General features: G+C 69.7%; 16 protein-coding genes and 1 pseudogene. 6 read left to right on the top strand and 11 right to left on the bottom strand.

The genetic code is table 11. The features are described from left to right. Both J1M39_RS09905 and J1M39_RS09895 read right to left on the bottom strand, forming a co-directional pair. Positions 1 to 1,151, bottom strand: a 1,151-nt coding sequence (locus J1M39_RS09905; RefSeq protein ID WP_241254103.1) for an MBL fold metallo-hydrolase, incomplete at its 3' end; no start/stop codon positions are given. Further along, on the bottom strand, positions 1,151 to 2,245 hold the full coding sequence (locus J1M39_RS09895) for an S-(hydroxymethyl)mycothiol dehydrogenase (RefSeq protein WP_036338955.1): 1,095 nt from the start codon (positions 2,243 to 2,245) through the stop codon (positions 1,151 to 1,153). The genes J1M39_RS09905 and J1M39_RS09895, both read right to left, overlap by 1 nt. Positions 2,246 to 2,450: 205 nt before the next feature. On the opposite strand from J1M39_RS09895, the gene J1M39_RS09890 reads away from it, so the two are divergent. The 3 genes from J1M39_RS09890 to J1M39_RS12350 all read left to right on the top strand — a co-directional run bounded on the left by J1M39_RS09890 (position 2,451) and on the right by J1M39_RS12350 (position 5,139). Continuing rightward, positions 2,451 to 2,708 (top strand): hypothetical protein, encoded by a 258-nt coding sequence (locus J1M39_RS09890; RefSeq protein ID WP_113914436.1) that lies wholly within the window; start codon positions 2,451 to 2,453, stop codon positions 2,706 to 2,708. 1 nt (position 2,709) lies between these two features. Then, positions 2,710 to 3,531 carry an SOS response-associated peptidase gene (locus tag J1M39_RS09885; RefSeq protein WP_144859970.1) on the top strand — a complete coding sequence of 274 codons (822 nt, stop codon included), beginning with the start codon at positions 2,710 to 2,712 and terminating at the stop codon, positions 3,529 to 3,531. Positions 3,532 to 3,771: 240 nt separating this feature from the next. Further along, the gene (locus tag J1M39_RS12350; protein WP_240938577.1) at positions 3,772 to 5,139 is read left to right on the top strand and encodes a hypothetical protein; all 1,368 of its coding nucleotides are present in this window, start codon (positions 3,772 to 3,774) and stop codon (positions 5,137 to 5,139) included. Here J1M39_RS12350 and J1M39_RS12345 read toward each other — a convergent pair. Together J1M39_RS12345 and J1M39_RS09870 are read right to left on the bottom strand one after the other, a co-directional pair. After that, positions 5,054 to 5,773 (bottom strand): PKD domain-containing protein, encoded by a 720-nt coding sequence (locus J1M39_RS12345; RefSeq protein ID WP_230278125.1) that lies wholly within the window; start codon positions 5,771 to 5,773, stop codon positions 5,054 to 5,056. The two genes, J1M39_RS12350 and J1M39_RS12345, sit on opposite strands and share 86 nt — an antisense overlap. Before the next feature lie 215 nt (positions 5,774 to 5,988). Beyond that, the gene (locus J1M39_RS09870; protein WP_145951590.1) at positions 5,989 to 6,708 is read right to left on the bottom strand and encodes a DUF6318 family protein; all 720 of its coding nucleotides are present in this window, start codon (positions 6,706 to 6,708) and stop codon (positions 5,989 to 5,991) included. Positions 6,709 to 7,152: 444 nt separating this feature from the next. Here J1M39_RS09870 and J1M39_RS09865 point away from each other — a divergent pair, with 444 nt between their 5' ends. Beyond that, positions 7,153 to 7,479: a DUF6504 family protein gene (locus tag J1M39_RS09865; RefSeq protein WP_170080108.1), complete on the top strand. Its 327-nt coding sequence runs from the start codon at positions 7,153 to 7,155 to the stop codon at positions 7,477 to 7,479. Further along, positions 7,476 to 7,931, top strand: a pseudogene (locus J1M39_RS09860) (PHP domain-containing protein); the annotation flags it as partial. The gene J1M39_RS09865 and the pseudogene J1M39_RS09860, both read left to right, overlap by 4 nt. Before the next feature lie 431 nt (positions 7,932 to 8,362). Here J1M39_RS09860 and nrdF read toward each other — a convergent pair. The 4 genes from nrdF to nrdH all read right to left on the bottom strand — a co-directional run bounded on the left by nrdF (position 8,363) and on the right by nrdH (position 12,494). Then, on the bottom strand, positions 8,363 to 9,346 hold the full coding sequence (nrdF, locus tag J1M39_RS09855) for a class 1b ribonucleoside-diphosphate reductase subunit beta (RefSeq protein ID WP_205810588.1): 984 nt from the start codon (positions 9,344 to 9,346) through the stop codon (positions 8,363 to 8,365). Positions 9,347 to 9,595: 249 nt separating this feature from the next. Beyond that, on the bottom strand, positions 9,596 to 11,722 hold the full coding sequence (gene nrdE / locus J1M39_RS09850) for a class 1b ribonucleoside-diphosphate reductase subunit alpha (protein WP_180537555.1): 2,127 nt from the start codon (positions 11,720 to 11,722) through the stop codon (positions 9,596 to 9,598). Positions 11,723 to 11,769: 47 nt separating this feature from the next. After that, positions 11,770 to 12,237: a class Ib ribonucleoside-diphosphate reductase assembly flavoprotein NrdI gene (nrdI, locus tag J1M39_RS09845; protein WP_004167610.1), complete on the bottom strand. Its 468-nt coding sequence runs from the start codon at positions 12,235 to 12,237 to the stop codon at positions 11,770 to 11,772. A gap of 11 nt (positions 12,238 to 12,248) precedes the next feature. Then, positions 12,249 to 12,494 carry a glutaredoxin-like protein NrdH gene (gene nrdH, locus J1M39_RS09840; protein ID WP_036313172.1) on the bottom strand — a complete coding sequence of 82 codons (246 nt, stop codon included), beginning with the start codon at positions 12,492 to 12,494 and terminating at the stop codon, positions 12,249 to 12,251. 411 nt (positions 12,495 to 12,905) lie between these two features. Here nrdH and J1M39_RS09835 point away from each other — a divergent pair, with 411 nt between their 5' ends. Continuing rightward, a complete protein-coding gene (locus tag J1M39_RS09835) occupies positions 12,906 to 13,211 on the top strand; it encodes a GNAT family N-acetyltransferase (RefSeq protein ID WP_044659652.1) in 306 nt (101 codons plus the stop codon). 9 nt (positions 13,212 to 13,220) lie between these two features. Here the strand turns inward: J1M39_RS09835 and J1M39_RS09830 are convergent, their stop codons facing one another. From J1M39_RS09830 to J1M39_RS09820, 3 genes are all read right to left on the bottom strand, one after another. Continuing rightward, entirely contained in the window at positions 13,221 to 14,270 is a 1,050-nt protein-coding gene (locus tag J1M39_RS09830; protein ID WP_206496738.1) for a hypothetical protein, read from the bottom strand. A gap of 201 nt (positions 14,271 to 14,471) precedes the next feature. Further along, on the bottom strand, positions 14,472 to 15,542 hold the full coding sequence (locus J1M39_RS09825) for a DUF305 domain-containing protein (RefSeq protein WP_041103016.1): 1,071 nt from the start codon (positions 15,540 to 15,542) through the stop codon (positions 14,472 to 14,474). 122 nt (positions 15,543 to 15,664) lie between these two features. Further along, positions 15,665 to 16,194 (bottom strand): class F sortase (locus J1M39_RS09820; protein ID WP_206496737.1); only part of this gene is annotated, 530 nt, incomplete at its 5' end.

The raw sequence follows: 16,194 nt of genomic DNA, 5'->3' as shown, positions 1-16,194 counted from the left end.
AGATGTGTATAGGAGACAGTGCCGGGGTCGTGTTCGAGGATGGCGGCCATGAAGGCGGCGGGGTGGTGGGTCTTGAGCCAGGCGGAGTGGTAGGTGGGGACGGCGAAGGCGGCGCCGTGGGCCTTGCAGAAGCCGAAGGAGCCGAAGGCGGAGAGGGTGGCCCAGACCTCGTCGATGACGTCGAGGGAGTAGCCGCGGGCGAGGGCGCCGGTGCGGAAGGCCTCTTCGACGAGGTGTTCCTGCGGGCCGCCGAGGAGGCGGCGGTGCTCGTCGGCGCGGGCCAGTCCGCAGCCGGTCATGACGTCCATGGTGCGCAGGACCTGTTCGTGGAAGACGGTGACCCCGTGGGTCTCGGCGAGGACGGGCCGCAGGTCGGGGTGCGGGTAGTGGGCGGGTGCCCAGCCGTGCCGCTGTTCAAGGAAGGGTCGGACCATGTCGGACTGCATGGGGCCGGGGCGGAAGAGGGAGATGTCCACGGTGAGGTCGTTGAACTCGCGGGGGGCGAGTTTGCCGACGAGTTCGCGCTGGCCCGGGGACTCGATCTGGAAGCAGCCGAGGGTGTGGGTGGTGCGGATCATCGCGTAGGTGGCGGGGTCGTCGAGGGGCACCTGTTCGAGGTCGATGCGCTCGCCCGTGGTGCGTTCGACCTCGGCGATCGTGTAGGCGATGGCGGACTGCATGCGCACGCCGAGGATGTCGAGCTTGAGGAAGCCCATGGGGTCCATGTCGTGCTTGTCGAACTGGCTCATGGGCAGGCCCATGCCGGAGGGCTGGACGGGGGTGCGGTGCACCCGCAGCTCGACGCCGGCCACGCGCAGGACGTCGCCCTCGGCGAGCGCGCCATCGGGCTCCTCGTCGGGGAAGACGTCGTCCCAGAGCATGCGGTCGGCGGGGTGGAGCAGCGCGGGGGCGTCCACCATCTGGCGGAACTCCTGGACCTGGCGGATGTGGTCGTCGTGGCCGTGGGTGAGGACGATGGCCAGCACCTGGCGGCCGTTCACCTTCTTCCAGACGGCCGAGGCATCATGGGCCGGGTCGATGACGACGCACTGCTCCGCGCCGCCGACGATCCACACGTTGTTGTCCACGTCGAACGTCTCCCCGTCCAGGGAGAACGTGCCGGAGGTGACCAGGTGATCGATGCGCGCCATCAGAGCACCACCACCGAGCGCAGGACCTCGCCGGACTTCATCGTCTCGAAGGCCTCGTTCACCTCGTCCAGGGCGATGGTCTCCGTGACGAACTCGTCCAGCGGCAGGCGGCCCAGGCGGTACTGGTCCACGAGCATCGGGAAGTCGCGCTCCGGCAGGCAGTCGCCGTACCACGAGGACTTCAGCGCGCCGCCGCGGCCGAAGACCTCCAGCAGGGGCAGCTTCAGCTCCATGCCGGGGGTGGGCACGCCCACCAGGACGACGCGGCCGGCCAGGTCCCGGGCGTAGAACGCCTGCTCGTAGGTCTCCGGGCGGCCGACCGCCTCGATGACCACGTCGGCGCCGAAGCCGCCGGTCGCCGCGCGGATGGCCTCCACGGGGTCCTCGTCCTTCGAGTTCACGGTGTGGGTGGCGCCGAGCTCCTCGGCCTTCGCGAGCTTCTTGGCGTCGATGTCCACCGCGATGATCGTGGTGGCGCCGGCGAGCTTCGCCCCGGCGATCGCGGCCACGCCGACGCCGCCGCAGCCGATCACGGCCACGGACTCGCCGAGCTTGACCTCGCCGGTGTTGATGGCCGCGCCGATGCCGGCCATGATCCCGCATCCGAGCAGGCCGACCGCGGCCTGTTCCTCGGGAGTGTCGACGCCGTCGACCTTGGTGCACTGCTTGGCGTGGACGAGCGTCTTGTCCGCGAACGCCCCGATGCCCAGGGCCGGGGACAGCTCCGTGCCGTCCTCGAGGGTCATCTTCTGGGTCGCGTTGTGGGTGTTGAAGCAGTACTTCGGCTCGCCCTTGCGGCACGCGCGGCACTCGCCGCACACGGCGCGCCAGTTGAGGATCACGGTGTCGCCGACCTTGACGTGGTCGACGCCCTCGCCGATCGCGGAGACCACGCCCGTGGCCTCGTGGCCGAGCAGGTACGGGTACTCGTCCCCGATCCCGCCCTGCTGGTAGTGCAGATCCGTGTGGCAGACGCCGCAGGTCTTGATGTCGACGACGGCCTCGCCGGGTCCCGGATCGGGGATGACGATGGTCTCGATGGTGACGGGGGCGTCCTTCGCCATGGCGACGACGCCGCGGACCTTCTGGGACACGTTGTTCCTCCTGGTGGTGGGGATCTGCCCGATGCCGCGCATGCGTGGGGCAGCGCGACGTGCGGGCTCGTTCTGCCCATCCCATCACAGGACCCTGTGCGACGCATCGGTGAGCGGCCGGGGGGCCTGGTGTGTGGCGTCACCACGACGGCCGGGGGAGACTGCAACCGGACCCGCAACATCGATGCGAACGGAGGGGCGAACCGTGGCACGACATGGCAGAGACGAGGACGAGGCGTCCGAGGCTCCGGAGGCTCCAGCCGGGGCTCCGGCCGGTGCCGGCACGCTCGCTCAGTGGCGCATCCCGCTGGTGGGGCTGCTGATCGGCGTCGGCCTGGGAGTGGTGTTCGGACTGGGCACCGAGAGTCCCTGGGGCAATGTGCTCGGCTGCGCGATGATGGGCTTCGCCCTCGGCATCGCGTGGATGTATGTCGAGCGTGGCCGGGACGGGAGGGACCGCTGACGTGTGCGGCCGCTACGTGATGGCCCGCGCCACGAGCGACCTGGTGGCCCTGGGCGATGCCGAGACGAATGAGGAGCTGGTGCTCCGCCAGAGCTGGAACGTGGCGCCGACAGCCGAGGTGCCGATCCTCGTGGCGCACGCGGACGGCGTTGGCGCCGGAGTGACCCGGCGGATCCACGTGGCGCGCTGGGGCCTGGTGCCGCCGTGGGCGAAGGAGCTGTCCGTGGGGTCCCGTGCGTTCAACGCGCGCTCGGAGACCGTGGCCTCCAAGCCGACGTTCCGGGCCGCCGTCCGCGCTCGACGCTGCGCCGTGCCGGTGGAGGGCTACTACGAGTGGAAGACGCCGGAGCCTGGCGCCAAGGGTCCCGACGGGCGGGCCGCGAAGAAGCAGCCCTACTACGTGCACCCGGCCGGGGCCGGGGACGGCGAGGGGCCGGTCATCTGGTTCGCCGGCCTGTACGAGTGGTGGCAGGACCCCGAGGCCAAGGCCGCGGGGGAGGACGCCTGGGTCCTCTCGACGACGATCCTCACCATGGCCGCGCCCGACGCGGACGACGACGATCCGGTGCTCGCCGCACTCGGCCGGCTGCACGACCGGCTGCCCGTGCCCATGGACGCCGAGACGATGGGCCGGTGGCTCGCCCCGGACACGCTCGGGTCCGCCGAAGAAGCCGACGCCCTCGTGGGCCAGGTGTGCGCCGGCGCGTACGACGTCGCGGCGGGTTGGTCGCTGCGGCCCGTGGGGGGCGCCGTGGGGAATGTCCGGAACAACGGGCCGGAGCTGACCCAGGAGATGAGAGAGCAGCAGGGAACGCTGCTCTGAGGGACGGGGCGACGGGGATGACCTGCCCGTGAGGCGCGGAAATGCGACGCCGCGGCATCGTGATCGGATCGAGACGGATCCGAGACCGTCCTGAACTCCCCCTGAGAATGGGCTCTGCGTAGCGTGGGTGTCACCGGGCCGGCGCGAGCGCCGCATCTTTCGGAGGGGTGCCACGGTGAGCCCGGTGAATCGCAGTCCGTCACCCGAGCCCGCGTGGCCATTCATCAGGAGCGTCCTGCCATGATGTCGTCCCCGTCCGCATTCAAGGTGTCCACCCGCCCGTTCGTCCCGACCACCCGCCCCGCCCGTCTCGCCGCCGCCGCGATCCTGACCGCGGGTCTCTTCGCCGGGGCCACGCCCGCCGTCGCCGTGGAAGAGGCGGCACCCACCGCCTCCGAGGGGGTGTGCGACTGCGCGTGGGGCCCGGAGCCGGCGCCCGGCCCGGGCTTCGAGCTGCCCGGCCTGGCCTCCCGCTGGACTCCCGAGCAGGGCATCCGTTCCGGCACGTTCCGCCAGATGGTGCCGGGCCTCGTCGTCATCGAGGGCTTCTTCGACCTGCGTCAGGACCAGATCGCGCTCACCGTCGCCCCGTACAGCATGGAGACCGGGCGCGGTGACCAGGTGGCCGTCCCGTTCGTGTACGACGACCTCTACTCAGACCTCGGTGCGGTGCGGGTGGCGGATGCGCGGGCGCTGCTCGGTGAGGCCGGAGACGGTCATCTCCTGTTCACCCTGTCCGTGGACGGCACCCCGGTGGCCGCCGCCCTCTACGACGAGACCGCCGGCACTCCGGAGGGCAACATAGGCCCCTCTGCCGGGTTCGTCTACGCGTGGGGCGAGCACAGCCTGGCCAACCCCGTGTTCGGGGACTACCCCGAGCGGTTCCTCACGCTGGAGCACGCCGAGCCGGGCGTGCTGCTGCCGTTCCGGTCCGAAGGCCTGGGCGACGACGCGGCGGTCGCGGAACTCTCGTGGGGTCCGCGCTGGGGTGCCCTCTGGCGCGACACCACGGTGGACTCCTTCACCGGGTTTCACTACCTCGCCGACGCGACATACCCGACCGACGACCGCCTCGTCCTCGACTGGTCGCTGGACGGGATGACCAAGAGTGAGGACGTCATCATCACCCAGGACGCGGCGCGGTCCGACGTCTTCGCGCTCGTCGAGTTGCTCGCGGACGGGCAGAAGCCTTGGGCCCTGAACGTGCCGGCGGAGGAGGACGCCCCGTCTCCCGGCGAGGCGGACCCGGTGCCGCCCGCCGAGCAGGAGCCCGTCGACACTCCGGCTCCCGTGGCCGGGGAGGAGCCGGGGGAGGGAACGGGCGGGGAGGAGACCCACACGACCCCGGACACGGTCGAGACCGGGCGTGAGGTCCGGCGGGCGCGCTCGGAGCGCTCGCGGCCCTCGGCGCGGGACTCGTGCTCATGGCCCGGGGGCGGGTGCGCCGGGTCTGACACACCCGGCCGACGAGGGGGCCGCGGGGCGGTGGACGGGAGACCGTCGGCCGCCCCGCGGTCTGTGCTCAGCCGGCCGGAGCGGATTCGATGGGGCCGGTGCAGCCCCAGGCTGAGGAGTCGACGCTGCAGTCATCGGCGACATTGCGGGTGATGGTGCGCCAGATATTCGCGGTGACAGGGGCCGAGTCGAGGCTGATGGTGCCCGGGATGAGCACCCACTCGCCCCCGGCCTCCCGGTATTCGCCGATGTACACGGTGGTGAGGCGGACCGTGTACTGCCCGGTGTCCTCGTACACGTGGCTCGTGGGGGTGGGGACGTTGAACTCCGGCTGGCTCTGGCCTGCGACCGAGGTGGTCTTGGTGGGGGACCCGTCCCCGTAATCCCAGTGGAAGCTCACCGGCGTGGCGCGGAGTTCGACCTCGACCCCGTTGAGGGTGGTGACGAGCGTGCGCGTCTCGGCGTCTGCGTAGAAGTTCGTCTCCGCATTGCGGATCCCGCGTCCGCCATTGTCCGACCGGATCTCAGGCTCCAGCACGAGGAGCGTGCGGACCTCGTCGATGGAGACGGGCGGGGCGCCGTTGCTGGAGGCCTTGGCCGTCCAACATTTGGGGGCGCCATAGACGGGATTCGCATCAGGTTGACGGGTGTCTATGGTCTGCGCCCGGATCCATGAACCCTCGGGGCAGAAGTTGTCCTCCTGCTCTCGGCAGCTCTCGAAATCCGAGTTGCCGAGCTGCCCTGGGATGCACGCACTGACCGTCTTGTGCTCTAGGTGGGATGCCACGGGAGCCGACGAGTTTGCACCGTCTGTTCCAGGTGAAGAAATCTCCGACGGATCGGTGCAATTTACTTCAGACTTCACGGCGTTGTCGCCTATTCCATAGGAATTTCCCTGGGTGCCACATTTGACTACGGGTTCTTCGGAGGCGGCGGGCTGTGCAGTAAGGAGCAGGGAGGTAAGAGCGAAACCGCACAGGAAAAGCCTAGGTTTCATGCTGGTCATCCGGCTGGAGACTCGAGCGTCATGCTGTCTACGACCCAATGTCCAAGGTCACTTGAGTAGGAAAGTTCTGCAATCCACGGACTTTCAGGTGAGGCTGAAACCTCTCCGCCGGGAAGAATTTTTCCCTTGGAGTCACGGGCAGTCTCAGGGCTCAGATCGATGAGAAGTGTTGCTATATATCCGTCTGTAGATGGCTGGGTCGCCATGGAGGTGATGCTTGGGCCGTCGCCAGACATCCATCCGTCGTTCTCATATAGACCTGTCATTGACTGCTTGTACTGCTCGCAAAATTTGCAAGTCTTGCCTGATACCTCTTGCAGAGGTTGGGGCTCACCCGTCTGCTGCAGGAAATAAGTCGCCTCCCAGAAATAGCGAATCGCCGCCTCGGCGCCCTCCTTGGTCTCTTCCTTCATGGCGGCGGGCATCTTCGGCTTGGGTACGTTCTGAGCGGGACCGTCGGCAGACGCAGGCACGTATTCGCCGGACCCGCTCGTCTTGGCCGCGGGGGATGAGCTGACGCCCGCGGTCTCGCTCGTGCTCGCGGGCGCGGACGTCTCGACGGCGGGCTTGGCGGACGAGGGTGACGTCGTCGACGACTCGGCGGGCTCGGACTGCCCGCCACAGGCGGTCAGTGCGAGCGCCAAGGCCACGCTGAGCGTGCCGGCCTGGGCGAATCGGTGGCGGCGCAGGGCGCGCCCGGGTGCGGTGAGAGACATTTCCCCTCCAACTGGACGTCCGTCGTGTGTCCGCGCCTCCCGCGCTGATCCCGCAGCGCGGTGCCCGTGGCAGGCGAGGCCCGGTTGGTTCGGAGTATACGCAGGCGGATTGTGGTCCTGCTCGCATTGTCCACAGGACCGTGCCGGCGCACTTCTTCCGGCCCAAGAGACGATTTTCTCGTGCATGTGCGCCCCAGGGTCGGGTCGAGGTCCGCGGCCAGGACTCGGTCCCTCCCATCCCGGGGGCGATGCGTCCTTAACGTGTCCGGCGGGCGCCCTACCTTCGCACACATCGCATTCGAACACGTGTTCGAGTACGATCGGGGGTGCGGCCCCACCTTCCCACTTCTTCCCCGCGTCCGGTCCGCCGGACGGGCCGCGCTCCCATCGCCCGACGGCACCCCGTCGTCGGTCCGGTCAGCAGTGCACAGGGAGAGAAGCAGAATGGGAGTCCTCACACAGTCGGTGGCGGTGGAGTGCGGGGCAGACGGTACCCCGCAGGGGCTGCGCTGGAACGGGCGGGACTACGTCCTCGCAGAGCGCCCCGTGCGCTGGTTCGAGCGGCGCCGCTGGTGGGCGGAGGAGGTCCGCGCGAAGAAGGGCCGCGGCGCCGGTCTCGTCGACCACGAGATGTGGCGGCTGCAGGTCCGCCTGGCCCGGGCCGGCGCCGCGCCCCTGCAGACCCTCGACGTCGCCCACCACCTGGACTCCGGCCGGTGGCGGCTCGTGCGCGTCCACGAGCACGCTCAGGACCTGAGGCGGTCGGCATGAGCCAGGCCGCCGCGGCCGGACGCACCGCCGCACCCTTCGCCCACCTGCACGTCGCCTCCGCGTTCAGCGCCCACTATGGGGTCAGCTGGCCCGAGGACCTCGTGGCCGCCGCCGCGGCCGCGGACATGGACCTGCTGGCCTGCACCGACCGGGACGGGCTCTACGGCATGGCCAAGCACGTGGGCGCCTGCCTGCGCCACGGCATCACCCCGATCGTGGGCGTGGACCTGGCCGTCCGGTGGAGCGAGGACGAGAACGCCGGCCGCGTGGTCGTGCTCGCCCGAGGAGGCTGTCATGGCTCCGGCTACCGCTCCCTGTGCGAGCTCGTCTCCGCCGCCCACGCCCGCACCACCGGGGGAGCGGCAGGCGGCAGCCCGTGGGCCAGCGTCGCCGAGCTCGCCGCCGCGGCGGCCGGCCGGGTCCCCACCGCCGCCAACCGAGACAACCCGCCCCGTGCGGTGGGTGATTCCCCGCGGGGCACAGCACGGCGGGCGGGGGGCGAGAGACGCCCCGAGCCGGAGGCCGGGATCCTTTCGAACGCTGCTCTTGCCCGTCCCCCAGTCACCGCGGGCTCCCCTCGAGGGGTCTGCACGCAGCGGAGGCAGGCCGCTTCTCGGTCCGTTGCCACCCGTGAACATGGGGTTGGCGAGCGGCTCGTCGTGGGACCACGTGGACCCGCCGAGGCGGGGTCCACAGCCGCTTCTCCTGAAGCTGGGCCCAAGCGTATCGCAGCGTGTGCGCTCCATCGGGCAGGGCGGTGACGCGCAGCGTCATACTGCGGGCCCGGGTGTCGACGTGTGATGCCCCCGCGAGACGACGACGGCCGGGCGCCTCCGCGGGGAGGCGACCGGCCGTCGTCGGGACGGGGCTCAGGCGGGCGAGGTCAGAAGTCCCAGTCCTCGTCCTCGGTGTTCTCGGCCTTGCCGATCACGTAGGAGGAGCCGGATCCGGAGAAGAAGTCGTGGTTCTCGTCCGAGTTCGGGGAGAGCGCGGAGAGGATCGCGGGGTTCACGTTCGTGGTCTCGGCCGGGAACATGGGCTCGTAGCCCAGGTTCATCAGCGCCTTGTTCGCGTTGTAGTGCAGGAACTTCTTCACGTCCTCGGCCAGGCCGACGGCGTCGTAGAGGTCATGGGTGTACTCGACCTCGTTCTCGTACAGCTCGAACAGCAGCTCGAAGGTGAACGCCTTGAGCTCCTCCCGCTTCTCCTCAGGCAGGGTCTCGATGCTCCGCTGGTACTTGTAGCCGATGTAGTACCCGTGCACGGCCTCGTCGCGGATGATCAGGCGGATCAGGTCGGCGGTGTTGGTGAGGCGGGCGTGCGCGGAGAGGTACATGGGCCAGTAGAAGCCCGAGTAGAAGAGGAAAGACTCGAGCAGGGTGGAGGCGATCTTCTTCTTGTACGGGTCCTGGCCGTCATAGCGCTCCACGATCAGGCCGGCCTTGGCCTGCAGGTTCCGGTTCTCACGGGACCAGCGGAACGCCTCGTCGATCTCCGGGGTGGAGGCCAGCGTGGAGAAGATCGAGGAGTACGACTTCGCGTGCACCGACTCCATGAACGCGATGTTCGTGAGGACGGCCTCCTCGTGCGGGGTCATGGCGTCCGGGATGAGGGAGACGGCGCCCACGGTGCCCTGGATCGTGTCCAGCAGCGTCAGGCCCGTGAACACGCGCATGGAGAGCAGTCGCTCCTCATCCGTGAGGTGGGACCAGGACTGGACGTCGTTGGACAGCGGCACCTTCTCCGGCAGCCAGAAGTTGTTGACGAGGCGGTTCCACACCTCCACATCCTTCTCGTCCTGAATGCGGTTCCAGTTGATCGCCTCGACGAGGTGGGACTGCTGGGTCTCGGTCACGGCAGGGCACATCCTTCAGAAGAATTCGTTGAGAATCCGCGGATTCCGGGGGCTCACGGGAGCACGGTCATCGGGGCGCGGGTCCCGGACAGTCTAGGCCCGCAGGTGCAGCGGCAGCCACTCGGGCAGGTCCGGGCTCACAACGTCGTGGGCCCGCCCCGTCCGTCCGTGCGCGCCGCCCCGCTTCGAGGCGGGAAATCGAGCGCACCCGCGCTCAGAAGCGCGGAATACGCGGGATTTCCCGCCTCGAAGGGTCGGCTGTCAGAGCATGCAGCTGACGCAGCCCTCGACCTCGGTGCCCTCCAGCGCGAGCTGGCGCAGGCGGATGTAGTAGATCGTCTTGATGCCCTTCGTCCACGCGTAGATCTGCGCGCGGTTCAGGTCACGGGTGGTGGCCGTGTCCTTGAAGAACAGCGTCAGGGACAGGCCCTGGTCCACGTGCTGCGTCGCCGCGGCGTACGTGTCGATGATCTTCTCGTAGCCGATCTCGTACGCGTCCTCGTAGTACTCGAGGTTCTCGTTGGTGAGGTACGGCGCCGGGTAGTACACGCGGCCGAGCTTGCCCTCCTTGCGGATCTCGATCTTCGAGGCCACCGGGTGGATCGAGGAGGTCGAGTTGTTGATGTACGAGATCGAGCCCGTCGGCGGGACGGCCTGCAGGTTGCGGTTGAAGATGCCGTGCTCCATGACGGAGGCCTTCAGCTCACGCCAGTCATCCTGCGTGGGCAGGGCGATGCCGGCCTCGGCGAACAGCTCGGCGACGCGCTCGGTGGCGGGCGCCCACTCCTGGTCCGTGTACTTGTCGAAGAACTCCCCCGAGGCGTACTTCGAGTCCTCGAACCCGCCGAACCGCTGGCCGGTCTCGATGGCGATCCGGTTCGAGGCCCGCAGCGCGTGGAACAGCACCGCGTAGAAGTACATGTTCGTGAAGTCGATGCCCTCCTCCGAGCCGTAGTGGACGCGCTCGCGTGCCAGGTAGCCGTGGAGGTTCATCTGCCCCAGGCCGATGGCGTGGGAGGCCGCGTTGCCCTTGGCGATGGACGGCACCGACTGGATGTCGGACATGACCGACACGGCCGTCAGCGCACGGATCGCGGTCTCCACGGACCGGCCGAAGTCCGGCGAGTCCATGGTCTTGGCGATGTTCATCGAGCCGAGGTTGCAGGAGATGTCCTGGCCCACGTGGGCGTAGCTCAGGTCCTCGTTGTACTCGGAGGCCTCGGAGACCTGCAGGATCTCGGAGCACAGGTTGGACATGGTGATGCGGCCCTTGATCGGGTTCGCGGCGTTCACGGTGTCCTCGAACACGACGTACGGGTAGCCGGACTCGAACTGGATCTCGGCGATGGTCTGGAAGAACTCGCGCGCGTTGATCTTGGTCTTCTTGATCCGCGCGTCGTCGACCATCTCGTAGTACTTCTCGGTCACGGAGATCTCGGAGAACGGCACCCCGTAGACACGCTCGACGTCGTACGGCGAGAACAGGTACATGTCCTCGTTCTTCTTCGCCAGCTGGAACGTGATGTCCGGGATCACGACGCCGAGGGAGAGGGTCTTGATGCGGATCTTCTCGTCCGCGTTCTCGCGCTTGGTGTCGAGGAAGCGGTGGATGTCCGGGTGGTGCGCGTTGAGGTACACCGCGCCGGCGCCCTGACGCGCGCCGAGCTGGTTGGCGTAGGAGAAGGAGTCCTCGAGGAGCTTCATCACGGGGATGACGCCGGAGGACTGGTTCTCGATCTGCTTGATGGGCGCGCCGTGCTCGCGGATGTTGGTCAGCGAGAGGGCCACGCCACCGCCGCGCTTGGACAGCTGCAGGGCGGAGTTGATGCCGCGGGCGATCGACTCCATGTTGTCCTCGATGCGCAGCAGGAAGCAGGAGACGAGCTCGCCGCGCTGCTTCTTGCCCGAGTTGAGGAAGGTGGGGGTGGCCGGCTGGAAGCGGCCGGCGATCATCTCGTCCACCAGGTGGGTGGCCAGCTCCTGGTCGCCCCGGGCCAGGTGGAGGGCGACGACGGCGACGCGGTCCTCGTAGCGCTCGAGGTAGCGCTTGCCGTCGAAGGTCTTCAGGGCGTACGAGGTGTAGAACTTGAACGCGCCGAGGAATGTCGGGAAGCGGAACTTGGCCTTGTAGGCACGATCGAACAGGCCCCGGATGAACTCGAAGGGGTACTGCTCGAACGTCTCGGTCTCGTAGTAGTCGTTCTTCTGCAGGTAGTCGAGCTTCTCCTCCAGGTCGTGGAAGAACACCGTGTTGGTGTTGACGTGCTGCAGGAAGTACTGGCGCGCGGCCGCGTGGTCGGCCTCGAACTGGATGCGACCGTCGGCGCCGTAGAGGTTCAGCATGGCGTTGAGCTCGTGGTAGCCGAGGTTCTGCCACTCGGCGGGCATGTTCTTCGCCTGGCGGATGAGGTCCGCCTCGGTGGGTGCGGTGGTGGTCATGTCCACAGTCCTTCCAGGCCGCCGCGGACGCGTTCGACGTCGTCGGGCGTGCCCATCAGCTCGAATTTGTACATGAGGGGCACCTGGCACTTGCGGGAGATGATGTAGCCGGCCAGGCAGTAGCCCTCATGGAAGTTGGTGTTCCCGGACGCGATCACGCCCCGAATCCAGTGACGGTTCTCCGGGACGTTGAGGAACTTGATCACCTGCTTCGGGACCGCGCCCGGCCCGCTGCCCCCGCCGTAGGTGGGGGTCATCAGGACGTACGGGGCGGTGGCCCCGAGGGTGGGCTCCCGGGTGATCAACGGCAGTCGAGCCACCCGGTCCTCGGGCAGCTCGAGCTTCTCGACGAAGCGGTGCGTGTAGTTGGAGGCGGAGGAGAAGTAGATCAGTCCCGCGTCGGTGGGGACGAGCCCCTGCGCCTCGGCCGAGCGGATGTGGCTCGGGTCCGCGGCGACGGTCATGTCGGCTCCGGTCAGGCCACCGATGCCGCGGCGGACTCGGCGAGCTCGGCGATCTTGTCCGGGCGGAAGCCGGACCAGGAGTCGGTCTCGGTGACGACGACGGGGGCCTGCATGAAGCCGAGGGCACGGACGCGCTCGAGGGCGGCGGGGTCCTGGGACATGTCCACGACCTCGTAGGCGATGCCCTTCTTGTCCAGTGCACGGTAGGTGGCGTTGCACTGCACGCAGGCCGGCTTGGTGTACACGGTGACGGTCATGGCGATCCCTGTTCCTTCGTGGTCTCTGGTGGTCTGCGGGTGTCGGCGCGGCGCTCGCGAGGTGCATCGCGGGGCGTGCCGAACATCTGCGTCGATACTACATCTAGTGATCACGGCCGGGAACCATCCCTACATGTAGTAGTCACACCGCTGTAGTTACGTATCCCCACCCTCTGCCCATCCTGTCCACACCCTGCTGTGCGAGACGATCCGCGCGGACATGCGGGACACGCCGGGACCGAGGTCGACTGTCCACAGCCGGTGGAGATCTCGGGGCCGGGTTCCCACAGCCGGAAAGTCGAGTTCGCCACGTCTGCGAGCGGCGTGTCCGACCCCCGCGGACCACTACATGTAGGAGCCCGCCGCCGGCCGGCACCGGAATACCCCGTCACCACCGGGGGTTGCCCCGGCATGAGCACCTCTCCCACCGTCACCCGCAATGACGCCGAGTCCCGTTACGAGCTCCACGACGGCGGCACACTGCTCGCCGTCCTCGACTTCCGGGACAACGGCGCGGCCGTCTCCCTGAACCGGGCGTTCACCATCCCCGTGCACCGCGGCCGGGGCCACGCCGCCGCGCTGACCGCGGGCGCCGTCGAGGACATCGAGACGAACGGCGGCCCCGCGGGGGGCCGCCGCATCGTGCCGATGTGCTGGTACGTCGCCCAGTGGTTCGACGAGCACCCGGAGAAGAGCGCGCTGCTCGCGCCCCGCTGACCGGCGCGGTCAGGCCGCGACGCGGTGCCGGCGCACCACGGCCAGGACGCCCGCGGCCAGCACCGCGACGGCGACGGGCCACGCCGCCGGACCACGCCCGGTCTCGACCGTGTCCGGCACCGTGTGCTCGCCGTCGGCCGGATCCGCAGGGGTCTCGGGCTCCGCCGGCGAGGTGGGAGTGTCGGGATCGGCCGGCTGACCCGGAGCCGGAGCGTCGTCGAACAGGCCGGCCACGGGGAAGGTCACGAACCCCGGGATCCGCCCGTTCTCCCAGTCGTAGAGGTCCACGCGGGGGTCGCCGAACCGCACGGTCACCGTCCGCGTCGTCGTCACGCCGTCCCTCGTGGCCCGCAGGGTGACGGTGTCGGATCCGGTGAAGCCCTCGGGCGCCTGGTACACGTAGCCGCGCGGCCCGCCGGTCTCCTCCTCCGTCACCTCGACGACCCGACCCTCGGCCGGGCCCGCGACGAGCGTCAGCGGCGCCGCCTCATCGCCCGTGTACGAGGAGATGAACACGTGTCGCTCCCCCGGCGCCGCGAGCAGGGTGGTGTCCCAGGCGGTGGGGAGCATGTGGAAGCCGAGCTCATGACGCTGGTCGGCGCGCAGCGGCTCGCCCGGGTCAGCGTCGGTGAGGTCGGCGTCCGGACCGTAGGTGAGGGCGGCCACCTCGCCGCCCAGGACGTAGAGGGTGTAGACGACGGGACCGGTCCCCGACTCGCCCAGGCTCCGCCGGGCCGCGGCGACGTCGAAGTCACCGCGCTCCAACTCGTCGTCGTACGTGAACGGGACCTCGGTCTCGGCGCCGCGGGCCTCCCCCTCCAGCGCCGGAGCCACCGTCAGGCGGACGTCGGACTCGTCCACCTCGAACTCGGTGCCGAAGGAGGCACCGGTCTCACCCTCCGCGCTGGCCACGAGGAAGGATCCGCCGGGCAGGTCGTGCTCGGCGGTCCATCCAGCGGGGTGGGCGGGTGAGGCGAGGGCGGGGGTCGCCCCCAGGCCGGTGAGAAGGACGCCGGCGCCCAGGGCGGCGGCAAGGCGGGTCGGTCGGGCGGTGCGCATCGTGCTCCTCCAGGGGTGCGGTGCTGCGACGGGCCGAAGGGTTCTCCGGCTCGGACGCCCGAGGTCGACCGGATGCCGCACTCGCCGCTTCGGCACGAATCTACGCCGCGCGGACGTGAGGCGGGTCACCATCCGGTGACGAAGCGCTATCGACTCGGTCACGGCGACGCGCGATGCGGATCGGGCCGGCCGGCCGGTGTGTCAGCGGGATGCGCTGGGCGAGGGGCTCGCCCCGGAGGAGGGGCGCGGGGTGGCCTGCGCCGTGTCGGCCGGGCTGGGCGACGGGCTCGCCGATGCGGTGTCCCGCCCCCGCTGGTCCTCGGCATCCCGGCCCGACGCGCTGGCGGGGCCCGACGCGCTGGAGGAACTGGGCGAGCTCGACGACGGCAGCACCGGTTTCTGGGTGGCGCGGAAGTTGCGCACCCGCTGCAGCGGCTCCGGGACGAAGTCCGAGGGGACGGAGCCGCCGTCGGCGCCGGTGCCCTCGATCTTGATGGGGCCGGTGAACCCGGACGGTTCCGCCGTGCGCGCCCCGCTCGACCCGATCACGCCCATCTCCGCGAGCGTCTCGGCCAAACTCTCCAGCTCCTTGCGATGGCCCTCGACCACGCTGGAGGCCAGCTCCTTCGCCGCGTCGTCCGAGCCGTCCTCCGCCTCCGTGGCGGAGATCGTCAGCGCGCCCTGATAGAGGCGGCGCATCTGGAGCAGGTAGATCCGTCCTGCCTCCTCCGGCTCGGCGGCGGCCAGCACGTTCTTCTCCCGGTCGGACAGGAGTCCGGCGCGCAACTCGTCGCCCACGATCTGGGTCGGCTCCGCGTCCTCCGTGGACTCGGGCTGCGCAGACGGGGTCGACTCGGCACCCGCACCGCGCACGTCATCCGAGGGGACGCCCCAGCCCTCGAGCATCGACTCGAGCCGGCGCGCCCGCTCCTCGTGCTCGGACTTCATCCGTTCGGCGGTGGCCCGGATCTCCTGGTCCACGCCGTCCTTGCCCAGCACCTCATCGGACTGCTGGATCGCGTCGCGGTGGTTGCGCAGCAGCAGACCCGCGAACTGGATGTCCGCCGCGAGCGGGTCGGCGGACGTCTGGCTGGGGCTGGCCAGCACGCCCTCCAGGTAGGTGTTCCCCGCCTCCGTGCCACCGGTCTGTCCGGGCTCCTCGGCGACGCTGCAGCCGCCGGTGGCCAGGGTGATGCTCAGGAGCGCCCCTCCGACGGCCACGCTCCAGCGGCGGGGGCGCACGCGGGCGGGGGCGATGTCGGCTCGGCTCATGGGCGCAGGTCCTCTCGGCGGTCGTCACCCGGTCACGGGGTCAATGGCGGTCCGACGCGGTCGGCCGCCCCGGCCTCCCCAGGGTACCCCTCCGGCCTCCCGGCCCCGGGGTCGCCGCGGCCTCAGGCGACGCGGGTGGCCTGCACCACCCAGTTGTTGAAGGCGTTCCCGGCCATCCCGGTGCCCGGCACGAGGTCGCACGTGATCAGCGTGACCTTTGCGTCGTCGCCCCCGGGCTCCCAGGCCCAGCGGTGCGCCGGATCCTGGGTGAGCGCCTCCTTCTCCACCGAGACCGCGTCCGCGTCCGCCTCGAAGGCGGCCTGCGTGCCGTCGTCGTACGTCACCACGACGACGGCGCCCGCCCGCACGTCGCCCAGGTTCCAGAACACGTCCCGCACGCCGTAGTAGACGACGTGCCCGGCCAGGACCCCCGCGTACGGGGAGCGCTCCCCCGGCGTGGTGCCCCACTGCGGCGGACCGTACCAGCCGACCGTCTGCGGCTCCGGGTCGAGGTCGCCGCCCTCGTCCAACTGTGTCAGGTCGATCCCCGCTCCGACGATCTGCTCGCCGTCCTGGTGGACGTCCACGTGCACGGGTGTCGCCGTGATCTCGTCCCACGGGGCGGCGGGGCCGGAGAGGTGGGCGGCCGCGG

The organism is Micrococcus sp. KRD077 (assembly GCF_017168505.1).
Classification (GTDB): Bacteria; Actinomycetota; Actinomycetes; order Actinomycetales; family Micrococcaceae; genus Micrococcus; species Micrococcus luteus.
This window is presented reverse-complemented; position numbering and strand designations above follow the sequence as displayed.

Bases quoted from the DNA above. Each gene is read 5' to 3' on its own strand.
- J1M39_RS12350 (WP_240938577.1), top strand. From the start codon at position 3,772: ATGATGTCGTCCCCGTCCGCATTCAAGGTGTCCACCCGCCCGTTCGTC.
- J1M39_RS09870 (WP_145951590.1), bottom strand. From the start codon at position 6,708: ATGTCTCTCACCGCACCCGGGCGCGCCCTGCGCCGCCACCGATTCGCC.
- J1M39_RS09865 (WP_170080108.1), top strand. From the start codon at position 7,153: ATGGGAGTCCTCACACAGTCGGTGGCGGTGGAGTGCGGGGCAGACGGT.
- nrdF (WP_205810588.1), bottom strand. From the start codon at position 9,346: ATGTGCCCTGCCGTGACCGAGACCCAGCAGTCCCACCTCGTCGAGGCG.
- nrdE (WP_180537555.1), bottom strand. From the start codon at position 11,722: ATGCCCGCCGAGTGGCAGAACCTCGGCTACCACGAGCTCAACGCCATG.
- nrdI (WP_004167610.1), bottom strand. From the start codon at position 12,237: ATGACCGTCGCCGCGGACCCGAGCCACATCCGCTCGGCCGAGGCGCAG.
- nrdH (WP_036313172.1), bottom strand. From the start codon at position 12,494: ATGACCGTCACCGTGTACACCAAGCCGGCCTGCGTGCAGTGCAACGCC.
- J1M39_RS09835 (WP_044659652.1), top strand. From the start codon at position 12,906: ATGAGCACCTCTCCCACCGTCACCCGCAATGACGCCGAGTCCCGTTAC.
- J1M39_RS09830 (WP_206496738.1), bottom strand. From the start codon at position 14,270: ATGCGCACCGCCCGACCGACCCGCCTTGCCGCCGCCCTGGGCGCCGGC.
- J1M39_RS09825 (WP_041103016.1), bottom strand. From the start codon at position 15,542: ATGAGCCGAGCCGACATCGCCCCCGCCCGCGTGCGCCCCCGCCGCTGG.